Genomic DNA, 24,308 nt, shown 5'->3' on the forward strand with positions numbered 1-24,308 from the left:
TATTTCCCCACTGCTGAATGACGATGGCGCAGAGAATCACAATCGCTTGGCGAGTAACGCTTTGTTATCTGGCCGGACTGACAGAAAGTCTTTTGGTCTTCGCATTTTTGGGAGCCCCGCACCGCAAGGTGGCGACGCAAGATCTCCTGTGGGCCTTCGCTCTTGAGCTGGCCGTGGGCGTGGTCGTCTCTTGGCCCCTCTGGCTGACCGCCGCTGTCGTCGCGTTCGTTTTCTCAAGATCAGTCGTTGCAAATCCAGGTCTGTGGGCTGCCGCGGCGGCGTTGATCGCCGCCGGCTTCTCGTATGGGACCCTGCCCTTCGACGGTGAGATCAGGTCTCTTGCCACCGTCGGAGGCCTCGCCGCAATTCTGGCAGGGATTTCTTTTTATTGTTGGAGTGTATCGCGCCCGGTTCCCCCGGCATCCAACTGAAAACACCCTCATCGCGCGCTTGCCTTGCGGGGCAAAACCGTTCATGCGAAGAGCCCGCACGCGAATGAAACCAGCGACAGGCAAGCGCAACAGATGAGCAGGCGCCGGAAATGAGCAAGCGCAAGAACGGGCTCACCTATGCCGAAGCGGGCGTCGACATCGACGCCGGCAATCTCATGGTCGAGAAGATCAAGCCGCTGGTGCGCGCCACCCGCCGGCCGGGCGCCGATGGCGAGATCGGCGGCTTCGGCGGCCTGTTCGATCTCAAGGCAGCCGGCTTTACCGATCCGGTGCTGGTCGCCGCCAATGACGGCGTCGGCACCAAGCTGAAGATTGCCATCGATGCCGGCAAGCACGACACGATCGGCATCGACCTCGTCGCCATGTGCGTCAACGACATCGTCGTGCAAGGCGCCGAGCCGCTGTTCTTCCTCGACTATTTCGCCACCGGCAAGCTCGATCCCGACCAGGGTGCCTCGATTGTCGGCGGCATTGCCGCCGGCTGCCGGCAGGCCGGTTGCGCGCTGATCGGCGGCGAGACGGCGGAGATGCCCGGCATGTATCACGACAAGGATTATGACCTTGCCGGCTTTGCCGTCGGTGCCGCCGAACGCGGCCAGCTGCTGCCGACCGACGACATCGTCGAAGGCGACGTGCTGCTCGGCCTCGCCTCGTCGGGCCTGCATTCGAACGGCTATTCGCTGGTCCGCCGCATCGTCGCCGTAAGCGGCCTTGGCTGGAACGATCCGGCGCCGTTCAATGACGAAGCGACGCTGGCCGAGGCGCTGCTCGAGCCGACGCGCATCTACGTCAAGTCGATCCTCAAGGCGATCCGCAACACGCATGGCATCAAGGCGCTGGCCCATATCACCGGCGGCGGCTTTCCCGAAAATATCCCGCGCGTTCTGCCCAAGGATTTTTCGGCCGAGCTCGATCTCGGCGCCATCGAGGTGCCGCCGGTGTTCTCATGGCTGGCCAAGACCGGCGGCGTCGCGCCGGAAGAGATGATGCGGACCTTCAATTGCGGCATCGGCATGATCCTGGTCGTCGCCTCCGGCCAGGCGGCGCAGGTCGCCGCCGTTCTGCAGGAGGCCGGCGAGACGGTGACGCCGATCGGCCAGATCGTGCCGCGCCGCGATGCCGGCGTCATCTATCGGGGCTCGATTGGCCTATGACCAGGAAACGGACGGTCGTACTGATCTCGGGGCGCGGCTCCAACATGACGGCGCTGGTTGCGGCGGCGAGCAACCCGGCCTATCCGGCCGAGATCGTCGGCGTCATCTCCGACCGCGCCAATGCCGCCGGCCTTGGCATCGCCGCGGCGCGCGGCATCGCCACCAGAGTGATTTCGCGCTCCGACTATGCCAGCAAGCAAGCGCATGACGAGGCGATCGATGCGGCCCTCTTGTCGTTCGGCGCCCAGATCGTCGCGCTGGCCGGCTATATGCGCATCCTCGGCGCGCGCTTCGTCGAGAAGTGGCAGGGCCGCATGATCAATATCCACCCTGCCCTGCTGCCTGCCTTCAAGGGGCTGGATACGCATGCGCGGGCCCTCCGCGCAGGCATGCGCATCCATGGCTGCACGGTGCATTTCGTCACGCTCGACATGGATGACGGGCCGATCATCGCCCAGGCCGCCGTGCCGGTGATGGTCGGCGACAATGAGGACACGCTGGCCGCGCGCGTGCTCAAGGCCGAGCACCAGCTCTATCCGCTGGCGCTGGGGCTGGTCGCCGAAGGCAAGGCGCGGATGGAAGGCGGCCGCACGGTGTTTTCGCGCTTCGCCGACGATGCCGACAACGCCACGTCGGTGGTGATCGCGCCCGACCCGCTGCGCGAAGAGACCGATCTCGAGCACCTGGCGCGGATAACGCCGTAAGAGTCAGTTCTTGAATTTGGTAGCAAATTTTGCTACCGTTTTCGTGAGGAGACGGCTTGATGGCGACAGTCGAAAAAGTCAGCGTAGCGCTTTCCCCGGAACTGCTGGACATGGTCAAAGGCGCGGTGGCCAGCGGGCAGTACGGTTCGGCAAGTGAAGTGATCCGCGAGGCACTGCGCGAATGGCGGCTTCGCCAGCCCTTGCGCGAGGCCGAAGCGGAGCGGTTGCGGAAAGCCTGGACGGAAGGGCTGGAGAGCGGTCCGTTTGCGCCGTTCGACATCGAGGACATAAAACAGAAAGCCCGCAGCCGGTTGGGCAACACCAGCAAAAACCGGCGGAATGGCTGACATCCGCATTGTCCGCAGCCCGGCGGCAGAAGACGACCTGATCGATATTTGGTTTGGCATTGCAAGGGACAACCCGCTTGCCGCGGACCGCTTTTTGGATGCTATTGCCGAGCGCATCGTGCAATTGGGCACATTCCCGGAAACCGGTCCCAAGAGGCCCGACATCGCTGCCGATGTGCGAGCGTTGACGATCGGCAATTATCTCGTGCTTTATCAGCTGGCCGGACAGCGGGTCGAGATCGTCCGCGTCGTGCATGGCGCACGCGATGTCTCGGCATTGTTTTGATAGATTGCGGACAAGCAAATGGACGTTTTCGACAGCGCGATCCGGCAAAAGCGTGATCTCGCCGGCGTCTTCGAGTACGACGAGGCGGACGATCCGAAAAGTGCACGGCATGTTTTTATCTCTGTCGGATCGAGGACGGACGAGTAGGTCCCATCATCGATGCAATTCACATTCGATCGGGCGATTGGGCCATCACTGAAGCGGACATTTCGGTCAGTTGGGATAAAGATGAAGGGCGTGTAGGCCTGTTCATCTTTGGTGCACTTTGGGCGAGTTTTGATACCGTCACAGGTGCAAGACATGACGGCGGATATGGGAAAGACTTTCAGCCCGACATCCCTTGGACTTGAGTTGAATCCATGAAGCAACTGCTGCTCCTGCGTCACGCCAAGTCGAGTTGGGACGATCCCGACCTCATCGACTTCGACCGGCCGCTGTCCGCGCGCGGGCTGAAGGCAGCACCACTGGTCGGGCGCGAACTGGCCCGGCGCGGCTGGCTGCCGGAGCTGGCGCTGGTGTCGCCGGCGCTGCGCACCCGCGACACGTGGCGGCTGGTCTCGGCGGAATTGCCGGCGAAGGTGCAGGCCAAATTTTCCCAGGCGCTCTACGAGGCAGCGGCGGCGGACATCCTCGCCAAGGTGCGGCAAGTAAAGGCGGGGACTGGAACGCTGCTGGTGCTTGGCCACAATCCCGGGCTGGAGGAGTTCGCGCGCGGGGTTGCCGGGGCTGGATCGGACCAAGCGGCGCTGAAGAAGCTGGCGGAAAAATACCCCACCGCGGGCCTGGCTCGGTTCGACGTCGACGGCGATTGGACCGGTCTCACCTTCGGCAGCGCCCGACTGACGCACTGCATTTGGCCGAAGGATCTTCGCTAGCGACTGCCTGACAGGCCGGGGGATCGCCGACCTTTCGACCAAACCCGGCTTCGCGCAAACAAAAGCGGCGGGCCAAGCCCGCCGCTCTTCGTGCTCCGGGGTTTGAGGAACTATCGGCCCCAGTTGCCCCGGCCAGATTGGGGCACTACGGGTTGATCCGCGCCGAACCGGGTCGTCGCCTCGGTGTCGACAGCGTTGTGCTCGGTCGTCAGCGGCTTGCGGATGGAACCGGTAAACCCGCTGTCGATGCTGCCGACAGGCGCGTTGCCAACAGGCGCGGCCGGCTGGTTGACGCCGTCCGAACCATAGTGATCACTGCCTGCAAAGGCGCTGCCCGTGGCGACGAGGACGACGGTGGCGACGGTAAGAGCAATCTTGGTCATTTCAGGTACTCCAGTGTACTGGTCATTCGTGAGTTGTCGTTGCTTTCGACGCATTCGAGATGAGAGCGCTGTCCGCGCCGACGAATACGCACCCGGCTTTTTCCGATGTGCACGTTGCTGGACGATTTCAGCAACCGAGATTGTGGCTACAGATGAAACCTGCAAATCAAAGTATTCGATTGGCGCAGGATGCTATTCGGCGCACACGCCCGTTGATACGCGAAAGCAAGAGTAGCGGGCCAAGCCCGCCGCTCTATGTGTTGCAGGCCGTGATAATCAGCGGCCCCAGATGCCTTGGCCGGATTCAGGCGCCACCGACTCGGAGGTTATCTTGGCACCGGTATGCTCGGAAGTGACCGGCTTGCGGATCGAACCGGTGAAGGTGTTGTCGACGTTGGCAGCAGCAGCGGCCGGCTGGTTGACGTTGTCCGAGCCATAGTGGTCGCTGCCGGCAAAAGCAGTGCCGGTGGCAACGAGGATGGCGGCGGCGGCAAGAGCGAGCTTGGTCATTTCGGTACTCCGGTAGTTCTCTGGTCTGTCCGTCAAGTGGCGTGCCTCGGGAGGAATTCGCGTCGCTCGGACCACCCCGAGATGGGTCGGCAAGCCTGTCGTTTCCAATCACGAAAATTTTGTACGGGTGCGCCAAATTGGCCGCTTGAAAATCCGGCATAAGGTCCCTTCTGCCACAATCTTCTGATTTCTTTTCAATTAGTTATGCGGTCAGTGGTGATTTGCCGCGCGAACATTCTTTGAGCCGGCGTTCACCCTTTCCTGTACTCTCTGCTAACGGAACCGAGCCGTTCGGTTCGAGTTCTTTTACGCTTGGCTGATCAGCGCTTTCAGAGGCTCGATCGACATTCCTGCCGACCGATCAATGCGCGGTGAAATTCACGCTGCCAGCTCAGCGCCAGCGGCGTCGTGCTTGGGCCGCGCGCTGGCCAGAAGCACGACCGGGCAGTTGCAGGCGGCTAAAACAGCGCCGGCGGTTTCACCGAAGAACAGGTCCTCACCCGGACGTTGGGTGACGCCCATCACGACGATCGCCGCTCCTTTGGCCGCCTCCCGGGTGATCGCCTTGTCGGGTGTGACGCGGGTATGGAACGCTGTGTCGATATGCAGGCCGTAGCGGCCCGCCAGATCGGCGATGTCTTTCAGCACGGCCTCTTCGCGGCTATGTGACACCGATGTCGACCTGCGGCCCTTGGCTGCCTTTTGCGAGACGTAGAGAACCTTGATCCGCGCCCGGTTTGGACGGGCCAGCGCCAGCGCCAGGTCGGCGGCGCGACGCGCCACCTGGGTACCGTTGACGGGGACGAGAATGCTGGTGCCGGCCTTCAGCGTCGGCATCTTTTCGCCAGCATTGCCGCCGTTCAGGACCAGGCAAAGCGGGCCGTCAAATCCTGCGGCAATGTCGTTGAGGGCCGGCGCGAAGGCGCCATCGGCGGTCAGCACATTGTCCAGGCCGACCAGCAACAGGCCGTATCCCTTGCGGGCCTCTTCGGCGATCGTCTCACCCGTGGCTTCCAATTCGGTGCGGGCCGTCAGATGGACTTTGTCGACAAGCGTATCTTCGGTCCGTTTCACCGCCTGAGCGCTCTTTTTTGCGCCCTTTTTGATTTCCTGGAGGGCGCGCTCCTGTCCCTTGCTGTCGGTCGGCCTGTCAACTCGGCCGTCTTTCGGCTGAAGCAAGGTGGTGGGCAGGCGAAGCAAGGTGGTGGGCATGCCGCTGCCTCCGCCGACCAGTCCGGCGAGATATGCAGTGAACTTGCCGATCCTGCTGTCGTCGACCAGCACCAGCAGCCGCTCCAGCCTGGAAATGAAGCCGTATTCGTCCAACGCCTCGCGCTCGACACGCTGCTGCTCGTCGTGCCCAACCGGCAGCCGGCCGAGCGCCCAGCGCAGCATCGGCGGCATGGCCAAGGTGGTGATCACGGCCATGGTGACGATCATGGTGAAGAGATTGTGCGACAGGATGTTCATCGACAGGCCGATGCTGGCGACGATCACCTCGGTCGAGCCGCGTGCGTTCATGGCACTGCCGACGGCGATTGCTTCCTTGAGCGACATGGCGGCGAGCTTGGCGCCGATGAACGCGCCGCCAAACTTGCCGATGCTGGCGATGATCACGAGAGCGCCCGTCAGCATGGCAAGGGTTGGATCGGCGAGCACTGTGAGATCGGCGGAAAGCCCCGCCATGCCGAAGAAGATCGGCATGAACAGGGCGGTGATGACGCCGCGCAGCTGGCCTTCGATATGGCTGGAGAGGATGGGTGATTCACCAACAAGGATGCCGGCGACGAACGCCCCCAGAACGGTATGGACGCCTATCAGATTAGTGATCAGCGCCATCGCTCCCATGATGATGAGGATCATGGTGATCACCGCAAACTCGCTGCGGAATTGATCGTTGGTCCAGCGGATCAAGGTGAAGACAAGACGGCGGCCAATGGTGAAGGAGAACACCATGAACAGTGCCACCGCAGCGATGGTGGTCACCAGCGGCGCGAACTGTAGCTTGCCATTGGTGGCGATGCCGAAGGTTACGGCGATGACCAGCCAGCCGATCGTGTCCTCGATGATCGCCGAGGAAATAATCACCTGTCCGAGGTTGCGGCGCATGAAGTTCATCTCGCGCACCACCATGGCGACGACCTTGACCGACGAGATCGACAGCGCCGTGCCCAGGAACAGCCCGGCGACGGTGCGCTGCGTGGGGTCAGCCAGCAATGCGTCCGGCAGGAACTGCGCCAGCGCAAAACCGAAGATGAAGGGCACCACGACGCCGGTAGCCGAAATGGAAAAACAGGCCGCGCCAACCCGGCGCACCAGCCGCAGGTCCGTCTCCATGCCGGTCAGCAAAAGCAGCATCAGGATGCCGAGCTGCGAGACGGCGTCGATCATGCCCGTTTGCGCAGGATCACTGGGAAAGATCAGGTGCTGGGCCGACGGCCACAGCCAGCCGAACAGCGAAGGACCGAGCAGGATGCCGCCGATCAGTTGGCCCATGATCGCCGGCTGGCCATAACGCTGCAGCACTTCGCCCAGGCCGCGCCCGACAAGCAGCAGAAGCACGATCTCGGCGACGAAAGCGCCTTCGCCCGAACCACCCATGCCGGAGGCCCGGGTACCGGCAACGAGCGTCTGCGCTGCCCAGGCCGCCCCCGCGGGGACGAAAGCGCAAACCAGCAGCGCCAGGCTGGAACGTGTCGGAGCCTGCCAAGCCATGAAACCCCCATCGCCCAATGCACGTGTCCAACAACGCGCGACAGGGCGTTGCGTTGCTAGACAGGGCGTTGCGTTGCTAGACGTGGACGTCACCGAAGGAGAGTTCGCCGTCGTCGCTCTCTGTCAGAAATGCTGTCACCAGCAGGCCCGCATAGAGGACGGCGACCAGCACGACGATGACGGCGCCCGGAATTGGACCCAAGGCAGCACTGGCGACGGCCTCACGCATCGACCCGACGAAGCCGATGCGGACACCTTCGGTCAGAAGACTGGGGGTCGACAGTTTGAGGATCCAGGCCAGCAGCAGGATCAGCAGCATGTAGATGTAATTGCGACGCAGGCGGCGCGCCAAAGCCATGCGTTGCGAAATCAGGAATTTCGGCGCGCGCAGGCTCTCGCCGACGATCAACAGCCAATCGGACGCGAAGTCCGGCTGCGGCGAGAATATCTGCGCGAAATAGTGCCGTTCGAACTGGCGCACGCGAGCCCGGTAGAAGTCGAAGAAGCGATATCGGCGGGCCTCTATCCACAGCAGCAGCAGAACAAGCAGCATGGCAAACAGCAGCACACCATGGTGAGCGCTGGCTGTCGAAAGCGAAACGGACAGCATTGCTGCGACAACGGTTATCGCCCAGTTGCTCGTCCGGTCCAGGCGGTCACGCCACCCAGCCATGCGCGCAATCTCGGCGCGATGAAAGTGGGACATCGTGGTCACGAGTTCGCCGGACGACAGTGTCCTTCCGATGGGATCCGGCGCCGGCAACACTTCTGCCATGACAATGCCTCCACCCGCCACGCGAAAACGGCCGGATGGAGATATCGTTCCGACGCTCAATCCGCCGGGCGCAGCCAGACCTTGTTGTCGTGGAAGGCGGCGCCGCCATAGGGCGCCGGCGCATCGGCGCCGGTCAGCACGTTGATGCCCTCGCCGCGCTCATGGGCGCTGTTCGGCCAGATGCCTTCGGCGACGACGACGCCGCGCTTAATGCCGTCGAACAGCTTTGCGTGCAGCACCACCTCGCCACGCTGGTTGCCGACCTCGACACGGCCGCCGTCGGCGACGCCGAGTGCCGCCGCATCATCGGGATGCAGGAGCAACTCCGGCCTTCCCTCCTTCGCCTTCGACACCGGCGTTTCGGCAAAGGTCGAATTGAGGAAATTGCGCGCCGGCGAGGTGGTCAGCCGGAACGGATGCTTCTCATCAGCCACCTCGATCAGGTCGACGTGGTCGGGGAATTCCGGCAGGTTCGCCACCGGCCCGAACAGGCCCATGCTTTTCGGCGGCCGGTTGGGTGCGGCCTGGCCCGTCCAGTCGGCGCGGAAATGGAATTTCTTGTCGGCATGGCCGAAGCCGTCCAGGAAATGTGCGGCCTCGAAATCCGGCTGCAAATCGACCCATTTCTGCTCTTTCAGGCTCGAAAAGCTGCCCAGCCCGCGCTTGCCCAGGATGATGTCGATATGCTGCTGCTCGGTCATGCCGAAGCCAGGACGATCGGCGACACCGAGCCTTTTGCCGAGCTCCTCGATGACGAAATGGTTGGTGCGCGGACCTTCCGGCGGATCGATCAGCTTCGGCCCCAGCGTGATGTGCTGGTTGCCGCCGCCCTTGTAGACGTCGTCATGCTCGAGAAACATCGTGCCCGGCAGCACCACATCAGCGAGCTTGGCGGTGTCGGTCATGAACTGCTCGTGCACGCAGGAAAACAGATCGTCGCGCAGGAAGCCTTGCTTCACCAGCCGCTGCTCCGGCGCGACATTCACCGGATTGGTGTTCTGGATCAGCAGCGCCGTCACCGGCGGGCCGCCATAGAGCGCATCCTCAGCCCCGGTCAGCACCGGGCCGATGCGCGAATGATCGAGATGGCGGATCGAGGGATCGCGCATCCGCGTGCCTTCCAGCAGTTCCTGGTTGAGCTTGAAGATGCCTGAGTTGGAATGGAAGGCGCCGCCGCCCTCATATTGCCAGCAGCCGGTAACCGCGGCGATCGAGGCCGCGGCATGCATGTTGACCGAACCGTTGCGCTGCCGCGAAAAACCGTAGCCGAGGCGGAAGTAGGTCTTCTTCGTCGTGCCGACGAGACGGGCGAAGGCCTCGATTTCGTCGACAGAAAGCCCGGTGATATCAGCCGCCCATTGCGGCGTCTTTGTGCTGAGATGCGCTTCCAGACCGTGAGGATCGTCGGTGTATTGTTCCAGATAGGCGCGGTCGGCCATGCCGTCACGGAACAGCACGTGCATCACCGCGCAGGCCAGCGCGCCGTCGGTGCCGGGCTTCAGCACCAGGCCGAGATCGGCCTGCTTCATCGTTGCATTTTCGTAGACGTCGATGACGACGATCTTGGCGCCGCGTTCCTTGCGCGCCTTGATGGCGTGGGTCATGACGTTGACCTGCGTGACCACGGCGTTGGTGCCCCAGATCACCACGCAGTCGGACTTTGCCATTTCGCGCGGGTCGGGGCCGCGCAGCGCGCCGGCGCCCATCATCCAGCCGGTCCAGGCCAGATTGGTGCAGATCGAGCCGAAGAAGCCGGAATATTTCTTGGCGTGCCTGAGCCGCTCGATGCCGTCGCGCTGCACCAGACCCATCGTGCCGGCATAGTAATAGGGCCAGACCGTCTCCGAGCCATATTTTGCCTCGGCGGCTATGAACCTTTCGGCGACGAGGTCGAGCGCCGCCTCCCAGCTGGATTCCTTCCAGGCGCCCTCGCCCTTGCCGCCGGCTCGGATCAGCGGCTTCAGCAGGCGGTCGGGATGATGGACGCGATCAGCGTAACGGGCGACCTTGGCGCAGATGACGCCGGCCGTATAGCTGTTGGCCTTGGCGCCATGGACGCGACCGATGCGCTTTTCATCGAGCAGCTCGACCTCGAGCGCGCAGGTCGACGGGCAATCATGCGGACAGGCCGAATGGCCGATTCTGAGCTTCGCGTGCTGATTCATGGGAGCAAACTAGTCGTTTATGGCGGCGGCGTGTAGGGCCAGTTACCCGCCATCAATGCGCTTGAGCAAGGCGTTGTAGGCGCCGCATTTCGGGCAATGTATGTGGCGCTCGACATGCGATGATCCGGCTCCGGCGTCGATGACCAGCAGATTGCCGTCTCCACACTCAGGGCATTTTGCGACAGCTTCGGAATTGACAACCAAAACCTTGGCAACTTCGATCCAAAGTTTTGTCGACATCGTCCTACTCCGCCGTGCCTTCCTCGTACTCCGCCGACATCGACAGCCATTTTTCCTCATGGCCGGCCAGCTGTTGCGCAAGTTGTGAGCGCTCCTTGGCCAGCCTTGTCGCGGTCGACGGGTCCTTTTCGTAGACGGCCGGGTTGGCGAGTTCGTCCTCGATCAGGTCGATGCGCTTGCGGAGGCGGTCCATCAGCGCTTCGGTGGCGCGGATTTCCTTGGCCAGCGGCTCGAAGGCGGCGCGGCGCGCGGCCGCATCGCGGCGGCGGTCGGCCTTCGACGCTTTGTCCGCCTCGCGCTTGCCGCGGCGGTCGCCGGAGACGCCGGTGACCAGTGTCTTGTAATCCTCGAGATCGCCGTCATACGGATTAACCGCGCCGTCCTTGACCAGCCAAAGCCGATCGGCGGTCGCTTCGAGCAGATGGCGGTCGTGCGAGATCAGGATGACCGCGCCGGGAAAATCGTTCAGCGCATGGATCAGCGATTCACGGCTGTCGATATCAAGATGGTTGGTCGGCTCGTCGAGGATGAAAAGGTTCGGCCCCTCGAAGGCCGACAGGCCCATCAGGAGCCGCGCCTTCTCGCCGCCGGACAGATCCTTGGCCGCGGTATTCATCTTTTCGGTGGTCAGGCCGAACTGGGCGACGCGGCCGCGCACCTTGGATTCCGGCGCGTCCGGCATCAGCCGGCGGACGTGTTCATAGGCGTTTTCATCGGGCCTGAGGTCGTCGAGCTGGTGCTGGGCGAAGATTGCCACCTTCAGCCCGGGCGCCACAGTCATGGAGCCGGTCTCCGGCTTCAGCCGGCCGGCCAAAAGCTTGGCGAAGGTCGACTTGCCGTTGCCGTTGGCGCCGAGCAGCGCGATGCGGTCGTCGGCATCGATGCGCAGCGTCATCTTCTTCAGGATCGGCGCACCCTCGGCGTAGCCGACATTGACGTTGTTCAGCGCAATGATCGGCGAGGCCACCGTCTTCACCGGCTCCGGAAAGGAGAACGGCCGCACCGTGTCGTTCACGATCGCGGCGATCGGCTTCATCTTCTCCAGCGCCTTGATGCGCGACTGCGCCTGCCTCGCCTTCGATGCCTTGGCGCGGAAGCGCTCGACAAAGGATTCCATGTGCTTTCGCGCGGCTTCCTGCTTGACGCGGCCCTTCTCCTGCAATTCGCGCTGCTCGGTGTATTGGCGCTCGAACTGGTCGTAGCCGCCGCGCCAGAAGGTCAGCTTCTTCTGGTCGAGATGAACGATCGAATTAACGGCGCGGTTGAGCAGGTCGCGATCGTGCGAAATCAGCAGCACGGTATGCGGATATTTCGACACGTAGTTTTCCAGCCACAGCGTGCCTTCGAGGTCGAGATAATTGGTCGGCTCGTCGAGCAGCAGCAGATCGGGCTCGGCAAACAACACGGCGGCCAGCGCGACGCGCATGCGCCAGCCACCGGAGAAGGACGAGGCCGGGCGCCGCTGCGCGGCATCGTCGAAGCCGAGGCCGGCGAGAATGGTGGCCGCGCGTGACTCGGCCGAGTGCGCATCGATATCGGCCAGCCGCATGTGGATGTCGGCGATGCGGTGCGGGTCGGCCGCCGTCTTTTCCTCTTCGAGCAGCGCACTCCGTTCGAGGTCGGCCTTGAGCACGATCTCGATCAGCGGCTCCTCGGTGCCCGGCGCTTCCTGCGCCACCTGGCCGATGCGCGTGTTCTTGGGCAGGCTGATCGAGCCGGTCTCGGAGGCGAGGTCGCCGGTGATCGCCTTGAACAGGGTCGTCTTGCCGGTGCCGTTGCGGCCGACAAGGCCAGCCTTGCTACCGGCCGGCAAGGTCAGTGAGGCATGGTCGAGAAGCAGGCGTCCGGCCATGCGGAGCGAAAGGTCGTTGATGATCAGCATGGCCGGGCTTTTGCACGGGACAACCATGCTTCGCAAGGGCTTGAGCCCCGGTTCGCCGCATAAGCCGCGAAAACCGACAAAGCTGGTGATGTCGACCCCGCGCGCCGCGACTTCCCGCAAAACGCAAAAAGAACCCGCTATCCTGAGGGGGGACAAGGAGAGCGGGCTCTTTCGTGAACGGCGGCCTTGGGAGCGTCCGATCGACATCCAAACACGCAGCAGCTTGGTTTGTTCCATGGGAAGAATGAACTATGTGATGAACAAACGCTGCTGTGGCCGGCAGGTTTGTCCACAGGGGCGTGCCGTCTGTACGCTATCGACCATGACGCTGCGGAAAGACTCGGCTATCCTTGGATGTGCGGCGGGCCTGATCTCCGCCTGGCCGGCGCCATCAGCTTCCTCCCAAGCGGCGCCGGCCACCTTCCTTGACCGGCGCCGACGCCATTTGAGGCGGTCATTGTTTCGGCGGCGTGCCGGGCTGATCGCCGCCGGTCGTCGACTTCGGCACCGGATTCTTGTCGACCTGCGGGTTCTGATCGACCGTGTCGCCAGGGGCCTTGGTCGGCTGGATGTTGTTGTCGCAACCCGCAACAGTCAGAGCTGCCATAAGCAGCAGGATTGAGCGCTTTTTCATCGCAGTCTCCTCTCGCCCGACAACGAGGCGTCGGCGATTTGGTTGCGCGGCCGGTGTCGTTCCTGCATTCGCCAGGGGGCCCGGGAACAAAATGCCGCGTCTCCGGTTGCTGCACAATCAATGGAGGAAGGCATGATCCGTCTGCTCATCGCCGGGGCAATCGTCTATGTCGCCTATCGCGTCGCCAAGAAAGTGATCGACGAGGTGCCCGACGATTTTGATCCGCTGCTGCTGCCGCCGCCACAGGACGATCGCGAGGCGCTGCGGCGGCAATCGGCAAGGATGGGCGTCGAGCCCGAGCGTTAGTCGACAGGCCTGCCCGCAAGGCTTCTTCGTTCACGAGCCCTATTCCGGCTCCGCAAACCGTTGCGAACAAAGCAGAAACGATGCTTGATGGGCGATGAACCTCGCCGCCCGTGATTCGTCCTTCCAGCCGGCCTATCTGGCGAAGCTCAACGCCGAGCAGCGGCTTGCCGTCGAACATGGCGACGGCAAGATCGCCGGGCCGTTGCTGGTCATCGCCGGCGCCGGCTCCGGCAAGACCAACACGCTGGCGCACCGGGTCGCGCATCTGATCGTCAGGGGTGCCGACCCGCGCCGCATCCTTTTGATGACATTTTCGCGCCGTGCCGCGGCGGAAATGGCCAAGCGGGTCGAGCGCATCGCCGGCGAGGTGCTGGGGCGCGATGCCTCGGTGATCACCGATGCGCTGAGCTGGGCCGGCACGTTCCACGGCATCGGCGCCAGGCTGCTGCGCGATTATGCGCTGGAGATCGGTCTCGATCCGGCCTTCACCATCCACGATCGCGAGGATTCCGCCGACCTGATGAACCTCGCCCGCCACGAGCTTGGGTTTTCGAAGACCGAAGCCCGCTTCCCGACCAAGGGCACCTGCCTGGCGATCTATTCGCGCGCCGTCAACGCACAGGCGCCGCTCGGCGAGGTGCTGGGTTCGGTGTTCCCGTGGTGCGCCGGCTGGGCCGAACAGCTGAAGCAATTGTTCGCCCGATATGTCGAGGCCAAGCAGGCGCAGAACGTGCTCGATTACGATGACCTGCTGCTCTACTGGGCGCAGATGGCCGGCGAGCCGGAAATCGCCGCGCATCTGGGTGCACGTTTCGACCATGTGCTGGTCGATGAATACCAGGACACCAACCGGCTGCAGGCCTCGATCCTGACGGCCCTCAAGCCCGACGGATCGGGGCTGACGGTGGTCGGCGACGACGCGCAGTCGATCTATTCGTTCCGCGCCGCGGAAGTGCGCAATATCCTGGATTTTCCGAAGCAGTTCGCGCAGCCGGCCGAGGTCGTCATGCTGGAGCGCAACTACCGTTCGACCGAGACGATCCTGGCGGCGGCCAATGCGGTGATCGGCGAAGCGTCGGAGCGTTTCACCAAAAATCTCTGGACCGAGCGCAAATCGGCGGAAAAGCCGAAGCTGGTCAGCGTGCGCGACGAGACCGAGCAGGCGAGCTATGTCTGCCAGGCGATACTGACCGAACGCGAGGCCGGCACTGTTCTCAAATCACAGGCGGTGCTGTTTCGCGCCTCGCACCATAGCGGCCCGCTGGAGATCGAGCTGACGCGCCGCAACATCCCCTTCGTCAAGTTCGGCGGGCTGAAATTTCTCGATGCAGCTCACGTCAAGGACTTGCTGGCCGTGCTGCGCTTTGCCGAAAACCCGCGCGACCGCGTCGCCGGCTTTCGCGTGCTGCAACTTCTGCCGGGCATCGGCCCTTCGGCCGCCAATGCGATCGTCGAGACCATGGCAAATTCGCTCGACGAGACGATGGGGCTTGCCCGCTATCGGCCGCCGCAGCGTGCCGCCGACGACTGGCCGGGTTTTGTCGCGCTCTATAGCGGCCTGCGCGCCGGCGCGCAAAAATGGCCGGCCGACATCGAACAGGTCAGGCTCTGGTACGAGCCGCATCTGGAACGTATCCACGAGGATGCAACGACGCGCCGGGCCGACCTCCTGCAGCTCGAGCAGATCGCTTCCGGCTATGCGTCGCGCGAGCGCTTCCTCACCGAGCTGACACTCGATCCGCCGGACGCGACCAGCGACGAGGCTGGCCCGCCGCACCGCGACGAGGATTATCTGATCCTGTCGACGATCCATTCGGCCAAGGGCCAGGAGTGGAAGAACGTCTTCGTGCTCAACACCGTCGACGGCTGCATCCCGATCGATCTCGGCGTCGGCAGCAAGGAGGACGTCGACGAGGAGCGGCGGCTGCTCTACGTGGCGATGACGCGGGCCAAGGACAGCCTGCACATGGTCATGCCGCATCGCTTTTTCGTCCACGGCCAGGCGGCGCGCGGCGACCGCCATGTCTATGCCTCGCGCACGCGCTTCATCCCGCGCTCGATCCTAGGCGCCTTCGAACAGCTGGCTTGGGCCAGCGTCCAGGCCAGAGACGATCCGCGCCGCCAGCCGCAGGTACGTGTCGACCTCGGCGCCCGCATGCGCGGCATGTGGAAATAGGCACCTGCCTCGACGTCGGCGCTGCTCGCCCGGCGACCGCTCCCGGAGCCGGCGAAAAAACAATCCCGGCAACATGGAACCTCGCGCCGTGATCCGCGTTTCTGCCCGACCCCCAGACCGGAGAACGGCGTCCGCCGTGACCTCCGCCCATTCGAGAGGCCAGAATGCACGACAGGACGTTTTCCACCCCGGTCGCCCTAACCGTTGGCGCCGGCTACAAGCGTACGATCGCTTCGTTCTCCGAGATGCACGAATTCCTGACCGAGTTCCCGCCTTCGCGCCGCCGGCTGAGCTATGGCGCCGCGGTGAAGGCCTGCGAGGCGGCACGTGCCGGCGATATCTCGGCCGAAGCGGCACGCGACGCCCTGATCACCTTTGCCGTAACGGCAGGCATCCTCTGGCCGGCCGCCCAGCCGGCGGTCTCGGTCAAGCCGGTCGCCCGGGGCCTCGGCGGCTACGCCGCCTGACAGAAACGACCATCAATGGACCGTCATCGGGCCGCCGCCCGGCGGGTCGCCCGCTGCCGCGGTTTCGAAACTGACCTGATCGCGGCCGTTCGATTTGGCCCTGTAAAGGTGCTTGTCCGCCACCACGAACATCTCGGCGTAGGTGGTCGGCCCGCTGAAGGCGACGCCGCCGATGCTGACCGAGAGAGGACAGGGCCGGCCGCCAGGCGAGAACTCCGCCTCACGGACGCGCCGGCGAATTGTCTCCGCCACCAGCCAGGACTGCGAAGGATCTGCGCCGGGAAGGAAGACCGCAAATTCCTCGCCGCCGATCCGGCCGACGATGTCGGCGCCGCGTAGCTGGCCCTGGATTGTCTTGGCGATCAGCTTGAGCGCCTGGTCTCCGCAGTCGTGGCCGAGGCGGTCGTTGACGGATTTGAAATGATCGGCATCGACGATCAGCAAGGCTCCGGCATTGACGACGGAATGGCTGCGGGCCTGTTCGAGATAGGCCTCGACGAGCATGGAAAATGCACCCCGGTTGAATACCGCCGTCAGGCTGTCGGTCGCCGCGACGACGGCCAGTACCTTCTGCGCGATCGCCAGCTGGCGCATTTTCCACATGAGGAAGAAGAAGAACGAGCTGGCCAGGACAAGCGGCAGCAGCAGGTCTGTGAGCTGCGCCCGCCACAGCGCTTCCGGCGACAAATATGGGAAATTAAAGGAATCGACGAGGAATGCGGCTGCAATGCAGACCGCCGTGCCCGCGACGGTAACGGCCACGACCCTGCCCCAGCTCGTTGGGGACAAATCGATCTGCATGCTTTTGCTCCTGCTTCAGCAGGCTACCTTGAAGCAACAGCGCAAACGAAGTCCTAAGACTTTGCTTTCAATTCGATCGCAGTCGAAGCGAACCAGCCGTCGAGATGGCGGCCAGATAAGAAGATCGGTCCTAAATCAGCTGCCGTCTGATGCTCATCCGCGTTACCGCGGTCACAAGAATGGCGCCGATCATGAAATAGATGGTCGCGACAATGTCGCCCTGGTGGAAATAATAACCGGAGTTGAGAAGCGCCAGGACCACGGCGAAGAACGCCACGAGGCGCAAGGGTTCATTGGGCATGCGTGCCAATTCTCGCTGTTGCTGCTGAATGCTGCTGAAGCGGCCGCCCTCACGACCATCCGCTCCATAAAATGTTTTGGCGCGTTTTGCAATCTCGGCAGATCGCCCTCTATCCACCGTCCGCTTCACCAGCCGCCCCAGGTTCAGGCGAAAGCCCTGCCCTCCTCGCTGCGCTGGAACATCGTCAGGTCCAGTCCGAGGCTTGGCTTGCCCAGAATGGTCAGGATCGCATGCGCCTGGCCGCGGTGGTGGGTCTGGTGGTTGAAGAAGTGGTCGAGCGCCGGCGCCAGCCGCTGCGAGACGGTGCGCATATCCGAGACGGTCATGTAGGAGAAGCGGCCCGACAGCGCCTTGTCGCTCAGGCCGTCGACCCAGTCGATGATCCGTTTGTCCTCGGCCTCGCGCGCCAGCCGCAAGCCTGGCAAGGCGCGGTGCAGGACCGTGTCGAGCCTTGCCGGCGCGTCGCCCTCGCCGGTGAAGCGTTTCATCCAGATACGGTCGGCTGCCAGGAGGTGGTTGAGCGTTCCCATCATAGAACCGAAGAAGACGCCGACATTGCGGTCGAACTCTTCCTCGTCGAGATCGGCGGCGGCATCGTAGATGCGGCCGTTGGCCCATTGATTGTAGGCCGCAAACATCCTGAAATGCTGTTTCATTTTCTCCCGACCTGCGAGACCCCCTGCGCGGGTCCGTTTCGGGCATAGTTAGACTGCAAGGACGCTGCCGCCAATGACCATTCTGCTCTATGACCTTGTCGGACGCGATGCCGCCCGCCCATTCAGCCCACATTGCTGGAAGGCGGCGATGGCGCTGGCCCACAAAGGGCTCGACATCACCAGCGTGCCGACCCGTTTCGTCGAAGTGCCGAAGGTGGAAGGCGGCGTCTCGAAGCTCGTTCCGGTGATCCGCGACGGCGAGACGGTGGTCGCCGATTCCTTCGCCATCGCGCTCTATCTCGAGGAGACCTATCCCGAGCGGCCGACGTTGTTTTCCGGCGACGGCGGCAAGGCGACGACGCGCTTCATCGAACGCTGGTCGCAGCTGACCATCCATCCCTACGTCACCACCGCTGCGATACTGGACCTGCACGCTATGCAGGATGAGGCGAACGCCGCCTATTTCCGGCAGAACCGCGAGCAGCGCTTCGGCAAGCGCCTGGAGGCGGTTTACGCCACCCGCGACGCTGGGCTCGCCGGCTTCCGCGCCTCGCTGGAGCCGCTGCGCTCGATGCTTGGCTATCAGCCCTTCATCGGAGGCCGGTCGCCGCTATTTGCCGACTACATCGTCTTCGGCGCGCTGCAATGGGCGCGCATCGCCACGCCCTACCGGCTGCTCGACGACAGCGATGTCGTGGCGCAATGGTTCGAACGATGCCTCGATCTGCATGGCGGCCTCGGCCGCAACGTCGCGGCGGCAGCGATCGCCCCGCTCGAGAGTTGAAATCGGCAGTTTTTATCGGAGGCGCCACATTTTGTTCTTGCTTTGTGCCGGAAGCTATGCTACTAATCTCGATATGGTGATGATTCGCACCGACGCCCGCCCGGCCTGCCGAGGCGGGTTTTGTTTTGCCGATCGAGGTCCAACGGCGTAGATCGCGGCGATGTCGTCCGGCCTTAGCTGAAAGTTGCCAGCCGGCGAAATGCGACAATGCGGGTAGACGAAGTGTCGCTCGAAGCGCCTCATCAGCGCCTGGATCGAAGCAAACAAGACGAACATCCGGCGAACCGGGCAATCACAACAAAGGCAACGCGCCATGACGGCAAACCCAGAGTTCCCGGCCGATTTTCGCGCTGCGCTCGCCAACCTTTTCCTGTGGCGGCGCGACGTCAGGCGGTTCAAGCCGACGCCGCTCCCCGATGGAGCGCTGGAGCGGCTGCTCGAGCTTGCCAGCGCCGCGCCGTCCGTCGGGCTGAGCCAGCCCTGGCGCTTCGTCGTCGCCGAGAGCGAAGCATGCCGCGCCGCCGTCAGGGCCTGCTTCGAGCGCTGCAACGCGGAGGCACTCCAAACCTTTTGCGGTGAACGCGCCGCCCTGTATTCGCGCCTGAAGCTTGCCGGCCTGAATGAGGCGCCCTGCCAGCTTGCGGTTTTCGCCGACCGCGCAACCGAGCAAGGGCATGGGCTCGGCCGCCAGACCATGCCAGCCACCATAGACTATTCGGCTGTCATGGCGGTCCACACGATGTGGCTGGCGGCGCGAGCCGAAGAAATAGGCATGGGCTGGGTCTCGATCCTCGATCCGGCCGAGATGGCGACGATCCTGGACGTGCCGCCGGAGTGGACACTGATCGGTTACTTCTGCATCGGCTACCCCAGCGAGAACCACAGCGTGTCGGAACTGGAGCGGGAAGGCTGGGAAACCCGGCGGCCGTCTATCGTGACAAGGCGGTAGTGGAATGGCGGCGCTGCGCGGGGAAGAATGACTCCTCCCTGCAGGGCTGTGGATGTCATGGATGGTTTCGCCGATCGTCAGCATTGCCAGCGAGACACCATGGCAAAGCCAGTAGTGACGGGCTTGACCTGAGGAAGGGCATAGAATGTTTCGCTTCGACATGCAGGCCGAGATCTGGGTCTATCCGGGCAAGGGCGGCTGGCATTTCGTGACGCTGCCGCCGGAGCTTGGAGCCCGGATCAAGACGGCGATGGTGGGGATGGCAAGGCCCTGGGGCTCGCTTGGCGTGGAAGCCGTCGTCGGCCAGACCAGATGGCGGACATCGCTGTTTCCCGACAAGAAATCCGGCAGCCTGCTCTTGCCGATCAAGACCGCGGTGCGGGTTCGCGAAGGCCTCGGGGCTGGCGACACGGCCAACCTGACGATCGAGATGCAGTTATGACGACGTTGGGTCAGGCTGACGACGACGCGCTATAGCCCAGTCGGTCGGATCCAAAGTGGGTACCGGTTGTCGGAAAATCCGATGCTCAACAAAAAGATGAGCGGCGGCATGGTTCGACTTGAAAGTCCGCCGCCCCAGCGCAGAAATGCGCGCTGCACCGGCCTCCCCTTGGCAAGGCGGCGGGCGGCTTGTATAGAGCCCGCCACCCTCAATTCCACTCTCCATCACAAGGACGATCCCATGGCGCTCGAACGCACCTTTTCCATGATCAAGCCCGACGCGACCCGTCGCAATCTCACCGGCGCTATCACCAAGATACTGGAAGATGCCGGCCTGCGCGTCGTCGCTTCGCGCCGGGTGTGGATGAGCCGCCGCGAGGCGGAAGGTTTCTATGCCGTCCACAAGGAGCGTCCGTTCTTCGGCGAGCTGGTCGAGTCCATGTCGTCGGGCCCGACAGTCGTGCAGGTACTGGAAGGCGAGAACGCCATTGCCAAGAACCGCGAAGTGATGGGCGCCACCAATCCGGCAAGCGCCGCCGAAGGCACCATCCGCAAGCTGCACGCGCTGTCGATCGGCGAGAATTCCGTGCATGGTTCCGACGCGACGGAAACCGCCGCGCAGGAGATCAAATACTGGTTCTCGGACACCGAGATCGTCGGCTGAGCCGGCATCCCGAACCCCATCAAAGAGGCCGGCGCAACGTCGGCCTTTTTTGCTAAAGCGCGTCGCGTTCGACCGGTCTCATGCGACGCGTTTCAGGTTTCTTGTCTTGATGCATGTCGTTATCGCAAAACCGCTGCACAGTTTTGCGCGACATGCAGTAGCGGACATTTCAGCTTCAGGCTCCTCGACGGGTCACGGGTGCGTTAAGCTCGGAGGGGCGGATCAAACGCGGTCCCGACAATGGAGCCGACCAGGCCATGACCAGCACCATTCCCGGTTTCTTCCAAGGCACCGAAATGCCAACCGGCGGCTGGTGGGAAGCGCTGTGGCCCGAGCCTGCCAGTGTTCTGGCGGCAGTCGGCATGAAGCCCGGCACGGACGTGGTCGATCTCTGCTGCGGCGACGGCTGGTTCACGCTGCCAATCGCCAGGGTCGCCCGTCATGTAATCGCTATCGACATTGATGCCGATCTGCTCGAAGTCGCCAGGCGGCGGCTGGCCGAAGGAGGCGCGAGCAATTGCGAGTTTTTGGCGGGCGACGCCTATGAACTTGCCAGGCTGGTGCCTCAAACCGTCGACTTCGTCTTTATCGCCAACGCTTTCCACGGCGTTCCGGATCGGCCGCGGCTTGCCCGCGCCGTGCGCGCGACGCTTGGCCCTGCCGGTCGTTTTGCCATCGTCAACTGGCACCAGTATCCGCGCGAGCAGACCACGGTCCTGGGCGAGCCGCGCGGGCCAAAGACCGAGCTCAGGCTGTCACCCGAACAGACCACCGCGTCGGTGGAAGCGAGCGGGTTCAAGCTCGCCGAGCTGGTTGATGTGCCGCCCTATCACTATGGCGCGGTATTCAAACTCGCGACGAATTGAGAAATATCGCATGAGATGCGGCATCGTCGCCCGATACATGTCGCCCGCCGCCCCCTAGCGGCGGGTTCTGCCAGTCTATTTCGCCTCGCGTTCCTTCACGTTCGCATGTTCGTTCGCCGCTTCCGTGTCGGTGGACGGGGTCTTGGTCTCTTCACCTGAAAACGGGCTGCCCTGCCCCGGTGCGAGATCGCCGCTATGGCCGGCCTTGTTGGTCTGGAACGGTTGGCTGTCCGCTTTGAGACCGTGGTCAAGAGCATTGACGAGATGGTCGTCCGCTTTGGCAAGGCCGGTAAAGGCAAGGAGCGATGCACCGGTTGCGGCAAGGATAAGCGTGTGCGTTTTCATGTCTGGACTCCTTTGAGTTAAGGCCAGAACGAGCCGCAGCCATTCTGGCGGCTTCAACGAAGGGACAACGTCCCTTTTGCCTTACCCGCCATTTTTATGTGGAACTAACGCGCCCTCTGCCCGGCCTATTCCCGCTGAAACACAACGTGATCGGCATGCGGCTGCCGCGCGGGCCAATCGGCGCGGACTAAGCGCTAGCTCGCGGCGTTGAAGCGCAGGATGTCGCGGCCGTCTCTGTCGGCGATGACAAGCTTGCCGGCGTCGACGTGGTAGGATGCTGCTTTGGCCAGCGCCTCGAACAGCGCCTTTTCCTCGGCCATGACCTGAGGCGCGCAGGCCTTGAAGGTCGAGCCGATGTCGCTGACAGCGATCGTCGAGCCGTTTATCCTGGCGGTGGCGAAATAGACGTTGCAAGGGCCGCTGCCGCCGGCCTTGCCGGCTTCGCTGATGCGGAATGTCGCCCGTGGCTCGGCAATCACGCCGATGCCGTCGATATATTCGACCAGCCAACTTTGGCCGAACACGGAGGCTGCCGCCGGCTCGTCGCCCGGCGCCGCCATTTTCAGCATGATGGTCTGTGGCGCGTCGCTGAGCGGGTCGACCTGGAGGCGCGTATCGGTGACGAATAGCAGCCGGTCATCGACAGTGATGCGCGCCTGCAGCGCGTAGGTCATATCAGGCCGGATCACCCGCGGATCGAAGCTGATCTCGAACTTGATCGGCACCTGGCCGGCCGGCACCACCTTGCGCTCACCGATGATTGCGACCGGCGCGTCGGCCAGCGACACGTCGGCAAGCTGCACGGAAAGCACGGCATTGGGCGGCAGCGCGATGCGCTCGCGATACATCACCTCGCCCTTGAGGGTCTTTTCGGCAGCCGCAGAACGATCCGGGACGGCCAGGATGCCGACGGCCAGCGGCACCAGTCCGAAGATGAAGAACTCGGCGATCCTGTCCAGCATGATCCTGCTCCCCTTCCGGCAAAGGGTCTCGCAGGATTACGGTCAATGAATGGCTGTCGCGGGATTTATTCGGACGGCGGCTGCTTCCAGCGGCTCGCCGCCTTGTCGTCGGCATCCTTGGCATCGACCCAGCCGCCCTCGGAACCGTCGCTATGGTGTTCCTTTTTCCAGAACGGCGCCCGTGATTTCAAATAGTCCATCAGGAAATTCGCGGCCTCGAACGCCGCCTGCCGGTGGGCGGAAGCCGCCACTACCAGCACGATGTTTTCGCCGGGCGCGATCTTGCCGTGGCGATGGATCGCGGTGAGCCCCTGCAGCGGCCAGCGCTCGATTGCCTCGCCGGCGATGCGGGATATCTCGGCTTCCGCCATGCCGGGATAATGTTCGAGCTCGAGCGCCGAGAGCCTGCCTTGCTCGTCGCGGCAAAGGCCGGAGAAGGTCACCACAGCGCCGATATCGTTGCGACCCCTGGTCAGCCTGGCGATCTCGGCGGCGACGTCGAAATCCTCCGCCTGGATGCGCACGACCGGCACCACCGCGGACATGGTTCAGCCACCGGTCATCGGCGGGAACAGCGCGATCTCGCGCGCGCCGGCGATCTTCTCGCGGTGCTCGACATGTTCCTGGTTGATGGCGACGCGGATCACGTCAGGATATTGCAGCGCGTTCTCGTACTCCTCGCCGCGCGATTTCAGCCAGCGCAACAGGTCGGCGACCGTTTCGATGCCGGCCGGCAGTTCGACCTCTTCCTCCGGTCTGCCGATCCGCTCGCGCACCCAGGCGAAATAGATGAGCTTCGTCGACATTTTATTCATCCATGATGTGCTTGAGGCCGGCGCGGAAATAGTCGTAGCCGGTGTAGAGCGTCACCAGGGCTGCGATCCACAGCAGCACCAGCCCGGTCTGGGTGGTCAGCGGGAAGATCTTGTCGCCGGCGGGACCTGCAAGCAGGAAGGCGATGGCGATCATCTGGATGGTGGTCTTCCATTTGGCGAGCTGCGTCACCGGCACCGAGACCTTCAAGGCCGCCAGATATTCGCGCAGGCCCGAGACCAGGATCTCGCGGCACAGGATGATGATCGCCGCCCATAGCGACCAGCCGGCGATGCCGGCATGGCGGTCGGTGTCGGCGGCAAGCAGCAGCAGGCAAGTGGCGACCAGCAGCTTGTCGGCGATCGGGTCGAGCATCTTGCCGATGTTGGAGGTCTGCTGCCAGGCGCGCGCCAGATAGCCGTCGAAGTAATCGGTGATCGAGGCGAGCAGGAAAATGATGAGCGCCGACCAGCGCGCGAAGTCGCTCGATTTCAGATGGCCTTCCAGGAAGAAGCACAGCACCACCAGCGGCACCGCCAGGATGCGGGCGTAGGTGAGCATGTTGGGCAGGTTGAACGCGCGCTGGGACATGTTTTGGGAACTCTTTCTGCCTGCTTAGTCAAATCAGAAGCGAATGTGGGGGGTCAACAGGCCA

Annotated in this window: 31 protein-coding genes; 15 read left to right on the forward strand and 16 right to left on the reverse strand. The window is 63.4% G+C overall.

Annotation, left to right across the window (positions count from 1 at the left end):
• The first annotated feature begins 17 nt into the window (after positions 1-17).
• The 7 genes from NKH93_RS19545 (at position 18) to NKH93_RS19575 (ending at position 3,818) form a co-directional block, all read left to right on the forward strand.
• Positions 18-431: a hypothetical protein gene (locus NKH93_RS19545; RefSeq protein WP_352771148.1), complete on the forward strand. Its 414-nt coding sequence runs from the start codon at positions 18-20 to the stop codon at positions 429-431.
• A gap of 110 nt (positions 432-541) precedes the next feature.
• Positions 542-1,606, forward strand: a complete 1,065-nt coding sequence (purM, locus tag NKH93_RS19550; protein ID WP_352771776.1) for a phosphoribosylformylglycinamidine cyclo-ligase — start codon at positions 542-544, stop codon at positions 1,604-1,606.
• On the forward strand, positions 1,603-2,310 hold the full coding sequence (gene purN, locus NKH93_RS19555; protein WP_023677650.1) for a phosphoribosylglycinamide formyltransferase: 708 nt from the start codon (positions 1,603-1,605) through the stop codon (positions 2,308-2,310). The genes purM and purN overlap by 4 nt, the downstream gene beginning before the upstream one ends.
• Before the next feature lie 59 nt (positions 2,311-2,369).
• Entirely contained in the window at positions 2,370-2,657 is a 288-nt protein-coding gene (locus NKH93_RS19560; RefSeq protein ID WP_352457662.1) for a type II toxin-antitoxin system ParD family antitoxin, read from the forward strand.
• The gene (locus tag NKH93_RS19565; RefSeq protein WP_352971466.1) at positions 2,650-2,943 is read left to right on the forward strand and encodes a type II toxin-antitoxin system RelE/ParE family toxin; all 294 of its coding nucleotides are present in this window, start codon (positions 2,650-2,652) and stop codon (positions 2,941-2,943) included. Before NKH93_RS19560 ends, NKH93_RS19565 begins: the two co-directional genes overlap by 8 nt.
• An 18-nt stretch (positions 2,944-2,961) precedes the next feature.
• Positions 2,962-3,090, forward strand: a complete 129-nt coding sequence (locus tag NKH93_RS19570) for a hypothetical protein (RefSeq protein ID WP_352615700.1) — start codon at positions 2,962-2,964, stop codon at positions 3,088-3,090.
• A 212-nt stretch (positions 3,091-3,302) separates the two neighbouring features.
• A complete protein-coding gene (locus NKH93_RS19575; protein WP_352615697.1) occupies positions 3,303-3,818 on the forward strand; it encodes a SixA phosphatase family protein in 516 nt (171 codons plus the stop codon).
• A 110-nt stretch (positions 3,819-3,928) separates the two neighbouring features.
• On the opposite strand, the gene NKH93_RS19580 is transcribed toward NKH93_RS19575, so the two are convergent.
• From NKH93_RS19580 to NKH93_RS19615, 8 genes are all read right to left on the reverse strand, one after another.
• A complete protein-coding gene (locus NKH93_RS19580) occupies positions 3,929-4,201 on the reverse strand; it encodes a DUF680 domain-containing protein (protein ID WP_352541641.1) in 273 nt (90 codons plus the stop codon).
• 276 nt (positions 4,202-4,477) lie between these two features.
• Complete coding sequence (locus NKH93_RS19585; protein ID WP_352971470.1) at positions 4,478-4,711, reverse strand: DUF680 domain-containing protein; 234 nt, start codon at positions 4,709-4,711, stop codon at positions 4,478-4,480.
• A 378-nt stretch (positions 4,712-5,089) separates the two neighbouring features.
• The gene (locus tag NKH93_RS19590) at positions 5,090-7,312 is read right to left on the reverse strand and encodes a cation:proton antiporter domain-containing protein (protein ID WP_502896467.1); all 2,223 of its coding nucleotides are present in this window, start codon (positions 7,310-7,312) and stop codon (positions 5,090-5,092) included.
• 190 nt (positions 7,313-7,502) lie between these two features.
• Positions 7,503-8,201, reverse strand: a complete 699-nt coding sequence (locus NKH93_RS19595; RefSeq protein ID WP_352472615.1) for a DUF2270 domain-containing protein — start codon at positions 8,199-8,201, stop codon at positions 7,503-7,505.
• A 56-nt stretch (positions 8,202-8,257) separates the two neighbouring features.
• Complete coding sequence (locus tag NKH93_RS19600) at positions 8,258-10,366, reverse strand: molybdopterin-containing oxidoreductase family protein (RefSeq protein ID WP_352971474.1); 2,109 nt, start codon at positions 10,364-10,366, stop codon at positions 8,258-8,260.
• A gap of 42 nt (positions 10,367-10,408) precedes the next feature.
• Positions 10,409-10,606 (reverse strand): hypothetical protein, encoded by a 198-nt coding sequence (locus tag NKH93_RS19605; protein WP_352501876.1) that lies wholly within the window; start codon positions 10,604-10,606, stop codon positions 10,409-10,411.
• A 4-nt stretch (positions 10,607-10,610) separates the two neighbouring features.
• Entirely contained in the window at positions 10,611-12,488 is a 1,878-nt protein-coding gene (locus tag NKH93_RS19610) for an ABC-F family ATP-binding cassette domain-containing protein (RefSeq protein WP_352971476.1), read from the reverse strand.
• A gap of 454 nt (positions 12,489-12,942) precedes the next feature.
• The gene (locus NKH93_RS19615; RefSeq protein ID WP_023677659.1) at positions 12,943-13,122 is read right to left on the reverse strand and encodes a hypothetical protein; all 180 of its coding nucleotides are present in this window, start codon (positions 13,120-13,122) and stop codon (positions 12,943-12,945) included.
• 132 nt (positions 13,123-13,254) lie between these two features.
• Here NKH93_RS19615 and NKH93_RS19620 point away from each other — a divergent pair, with 132 nt between their 5' ends.
• From NKH93_RS19620 to NKH93_RS19630, 3 genes are all read left to right on the forward strand, one after another.
• Entirely contained in the window at positions 13,255-13,428 is a 174-nt protein-coding gene (locus NKH93_RS19620) for a hypothetical protein (RefSeq protein ID WP_023677660.1), read from the forward strand.
• Between the two features lie 94 nt (positions 13,429-13,522).
• A complete protein-coding gene (locus NKH93_RS19625; RefSeq protein ID WP_352501874.1) occupies positions 13,523-15,604 on the forward strand; it encodes an ATP-dependent helicase in 2,082 nt (693 codons plus the stop codon).
• 164 nt (positions 15,605-15,768) lie between these two features.
• Entirely contained in the window at positions 15,769-16,071 is a 303-nt protein-coding gene (locus NKH93_RS19630) for a DUF982 domain-containing protein (protein WP_023677662.1), read from the forward strand.
• Positions 16,072-16,083: 12 nt separating this feature from the next.
• Here NKH93_RS19630 and NKH93_RS19635 read toward each other — a convergent pair whose 3' ends face one another.
• From NKH93_RS19635 to NKH93_RS19645, 3 genes are all read right to left on the reverse strand, one after another.
• The gene (locus tag NKH93_RS19635; RefSeq protein ID WP_352501873.1) at positions 16,084-16,872 is read right to left on the reverse strand and encodes a GGDEF domain-containing protein; all 789 of its coding nucleotides are present in this window, start codon (positions 16,870-16,872) and stop codon (positions 16,084-16,086) included.
• A 130-nt stretch (positions 16,873-17,002) separates the two neighbouring features.
• Positions 17,003-17,302, reverse strand: coding sequence for a hypothetical protein (locus NKH93_RS19640; RefSeq protein ID WP_352452962.1), 300 nt, complete (start codon positions 17,300-17,302; stop codon positions 17,003-17,005).
• Between the two features lie 14 nt (positions 17,303-17,316).
• Positions 17,317-17,829 (reverse strand): DinB family protein, encoded by a 513-nt coding sequence (locus tag NKH93_RS19645; RefSeq protein ID WP_352472607.1) that lies wholly within the window; start codon positions 17,827-17,829, stop codon positions 17,317-17,319.
• Between the two features lie 73 nt (positions 17,830-17,902).
• Between NKH93_RS19645 and NKH93_RS19650 the strand changes: the two genes are divergently transcribed.
• The 5 genes from NKH93_RS19650 to NKH93_RS19670 all read left to right on the forward strand — a co-directional run bounded on the left by NKH93_RS19650 (position 17,903) and on the right by NKH93_RS19670 (position 21,533).
• Positions 17,903-18,613 (forward strand): glutathione S-transferase family protein, encoded by a 711-nt coding sequence (locus tag NKH93_RS19650; RefSeq protein ID WP_352971479.1) that lies wholly within the window; start codon positions 17,903-17,905, stop codon positions 18,611-18,613.
• Positions 18,614-18,926: 313 nt separating this feature from the next.
• Positions 18,927-19,562, forward strand: coding sequence for a 5,6-dimethylbenzimidazole synthase (gene bluB / locus NKH93_RS19655; protein ID WP_352971481.1), 636 nt, complete (start codon positions 18,927-18,929; stop codon positions 19,560-19,562).
• 145 nt (positions 19,563-19,707) lie between these two features.
• A complete protein-coding gene (locus tag NKH93_RS19660) occupies positions 19,708-20,004 on the forward strand; it encodes a DUF1905 domain-containing protein (RefSeq protein ID WP_352971484.1) in 297 nt (98 codons plus the stop codon).
• Between the two features lie 240 nt (positions 20,005-20,244).
• Complete coding sequence (ndk, locus tag NKH93_RS19665; RefSeq protein WP_352971486.1) at positions 20,245-20,667, forward strand: nucleoside-diphosphate kinase; 423 nt, start codon at positions 20,245-20,247, stop codon at positions 20,665-20,667.
• A gap of 257 nt (positions 20,668-20,924) precedes the next feature.
• A complete protein-coding gene (locus tag NKH93_RS19670) occupies positions 20,925-21,533 on the forward strand; it encodes a class I SAM-dependent methyltransferase (protein WP_352617685.1) in 609 nt (202 codons plus the stop codon).
• 75 nt (positions 21,534-21,608) lie between these two features.
• On the opposite strand, the gene NKH93_RS19675 is transcribed toward NKH93_RS19670, so the two are convergent.
• The 5 genes from NKH93_RS19675 to pgsA form a co-directional block, all read right to left on the reverse strand.
• Positions 21,609-21,878 (reverse strand): hypothetical protein, encoded by a 270-nt coding sequence (locus NKH93_RS19675; protein WP_023677671.1) that lies wholly within the window; start codon positions 21,876-21,878, stop codon positions 21,609-21,611.
• A gap of 194 nt (positions 21,879-22,072) precedes the next feature.
• Positions 22,073-22,840 carry a YbaY family lipoprotein gene (locus NKH93_RS19680; protein ID WP_352971488.1) on the reverse strand — a complete coding sequence of 256 codons (768 nt, stop codon included), beginning with the start codon at positions 22,838-22,840 and terminating at the stop codon, positions 22,073-22,075.
• 65 nt (positions 22,841-22,905) lie between these two features.
• Positions 22,906-23,385, reverse strand: coding sequence for a molybdenum cofactor biosynthesis protein MoaE (locus tag NKH93_RS19685; protein ID WP_352501868.1), 480 nt, complete (start codon positions 23,383-23,385; stop codon positions 22,906-22,908).
• A 3-nt stretch (positions 23,386-23,388) separates the two neighbouring features.
• A complete protein-coding gene (gene moaD / locus NKH93_RS19690; RefSeq protein WP_023677674.1) occupies positions 23,389-23,646 on the reverse strand; it encodes a molybdopterin converting factor subunit 1 in 258 nt (85 codons plus the stop codon).
• A gap of 1 nt (position 23,647) precedes the next feature.
• A complete protein-coding gene (gene pgsA, locus NKH93_RS19695; RefSeq protein ID WP_023719790.1) occupies positions 23,648-24,244 on the reverse strand; it encodes a CDP-diacylglycerol--glycerol-3-phosphate 3-phosphatidyltransferase in 597 nt (198 codons plus the stop codon).
• Positions 24,245-24,308: the final 64 nt, after the last annotated feature.

Origin of the sequence: Mesorhizobium sp. M0954, from assembly GCF_040319155.1 — a bacterium.
Classification (GTDB): domain Bacteria; phylum Pseudomonadota; class Alphaproteobacteria; order Rhizobiales; family Rhizobiaceae; genus Mesorhizobium.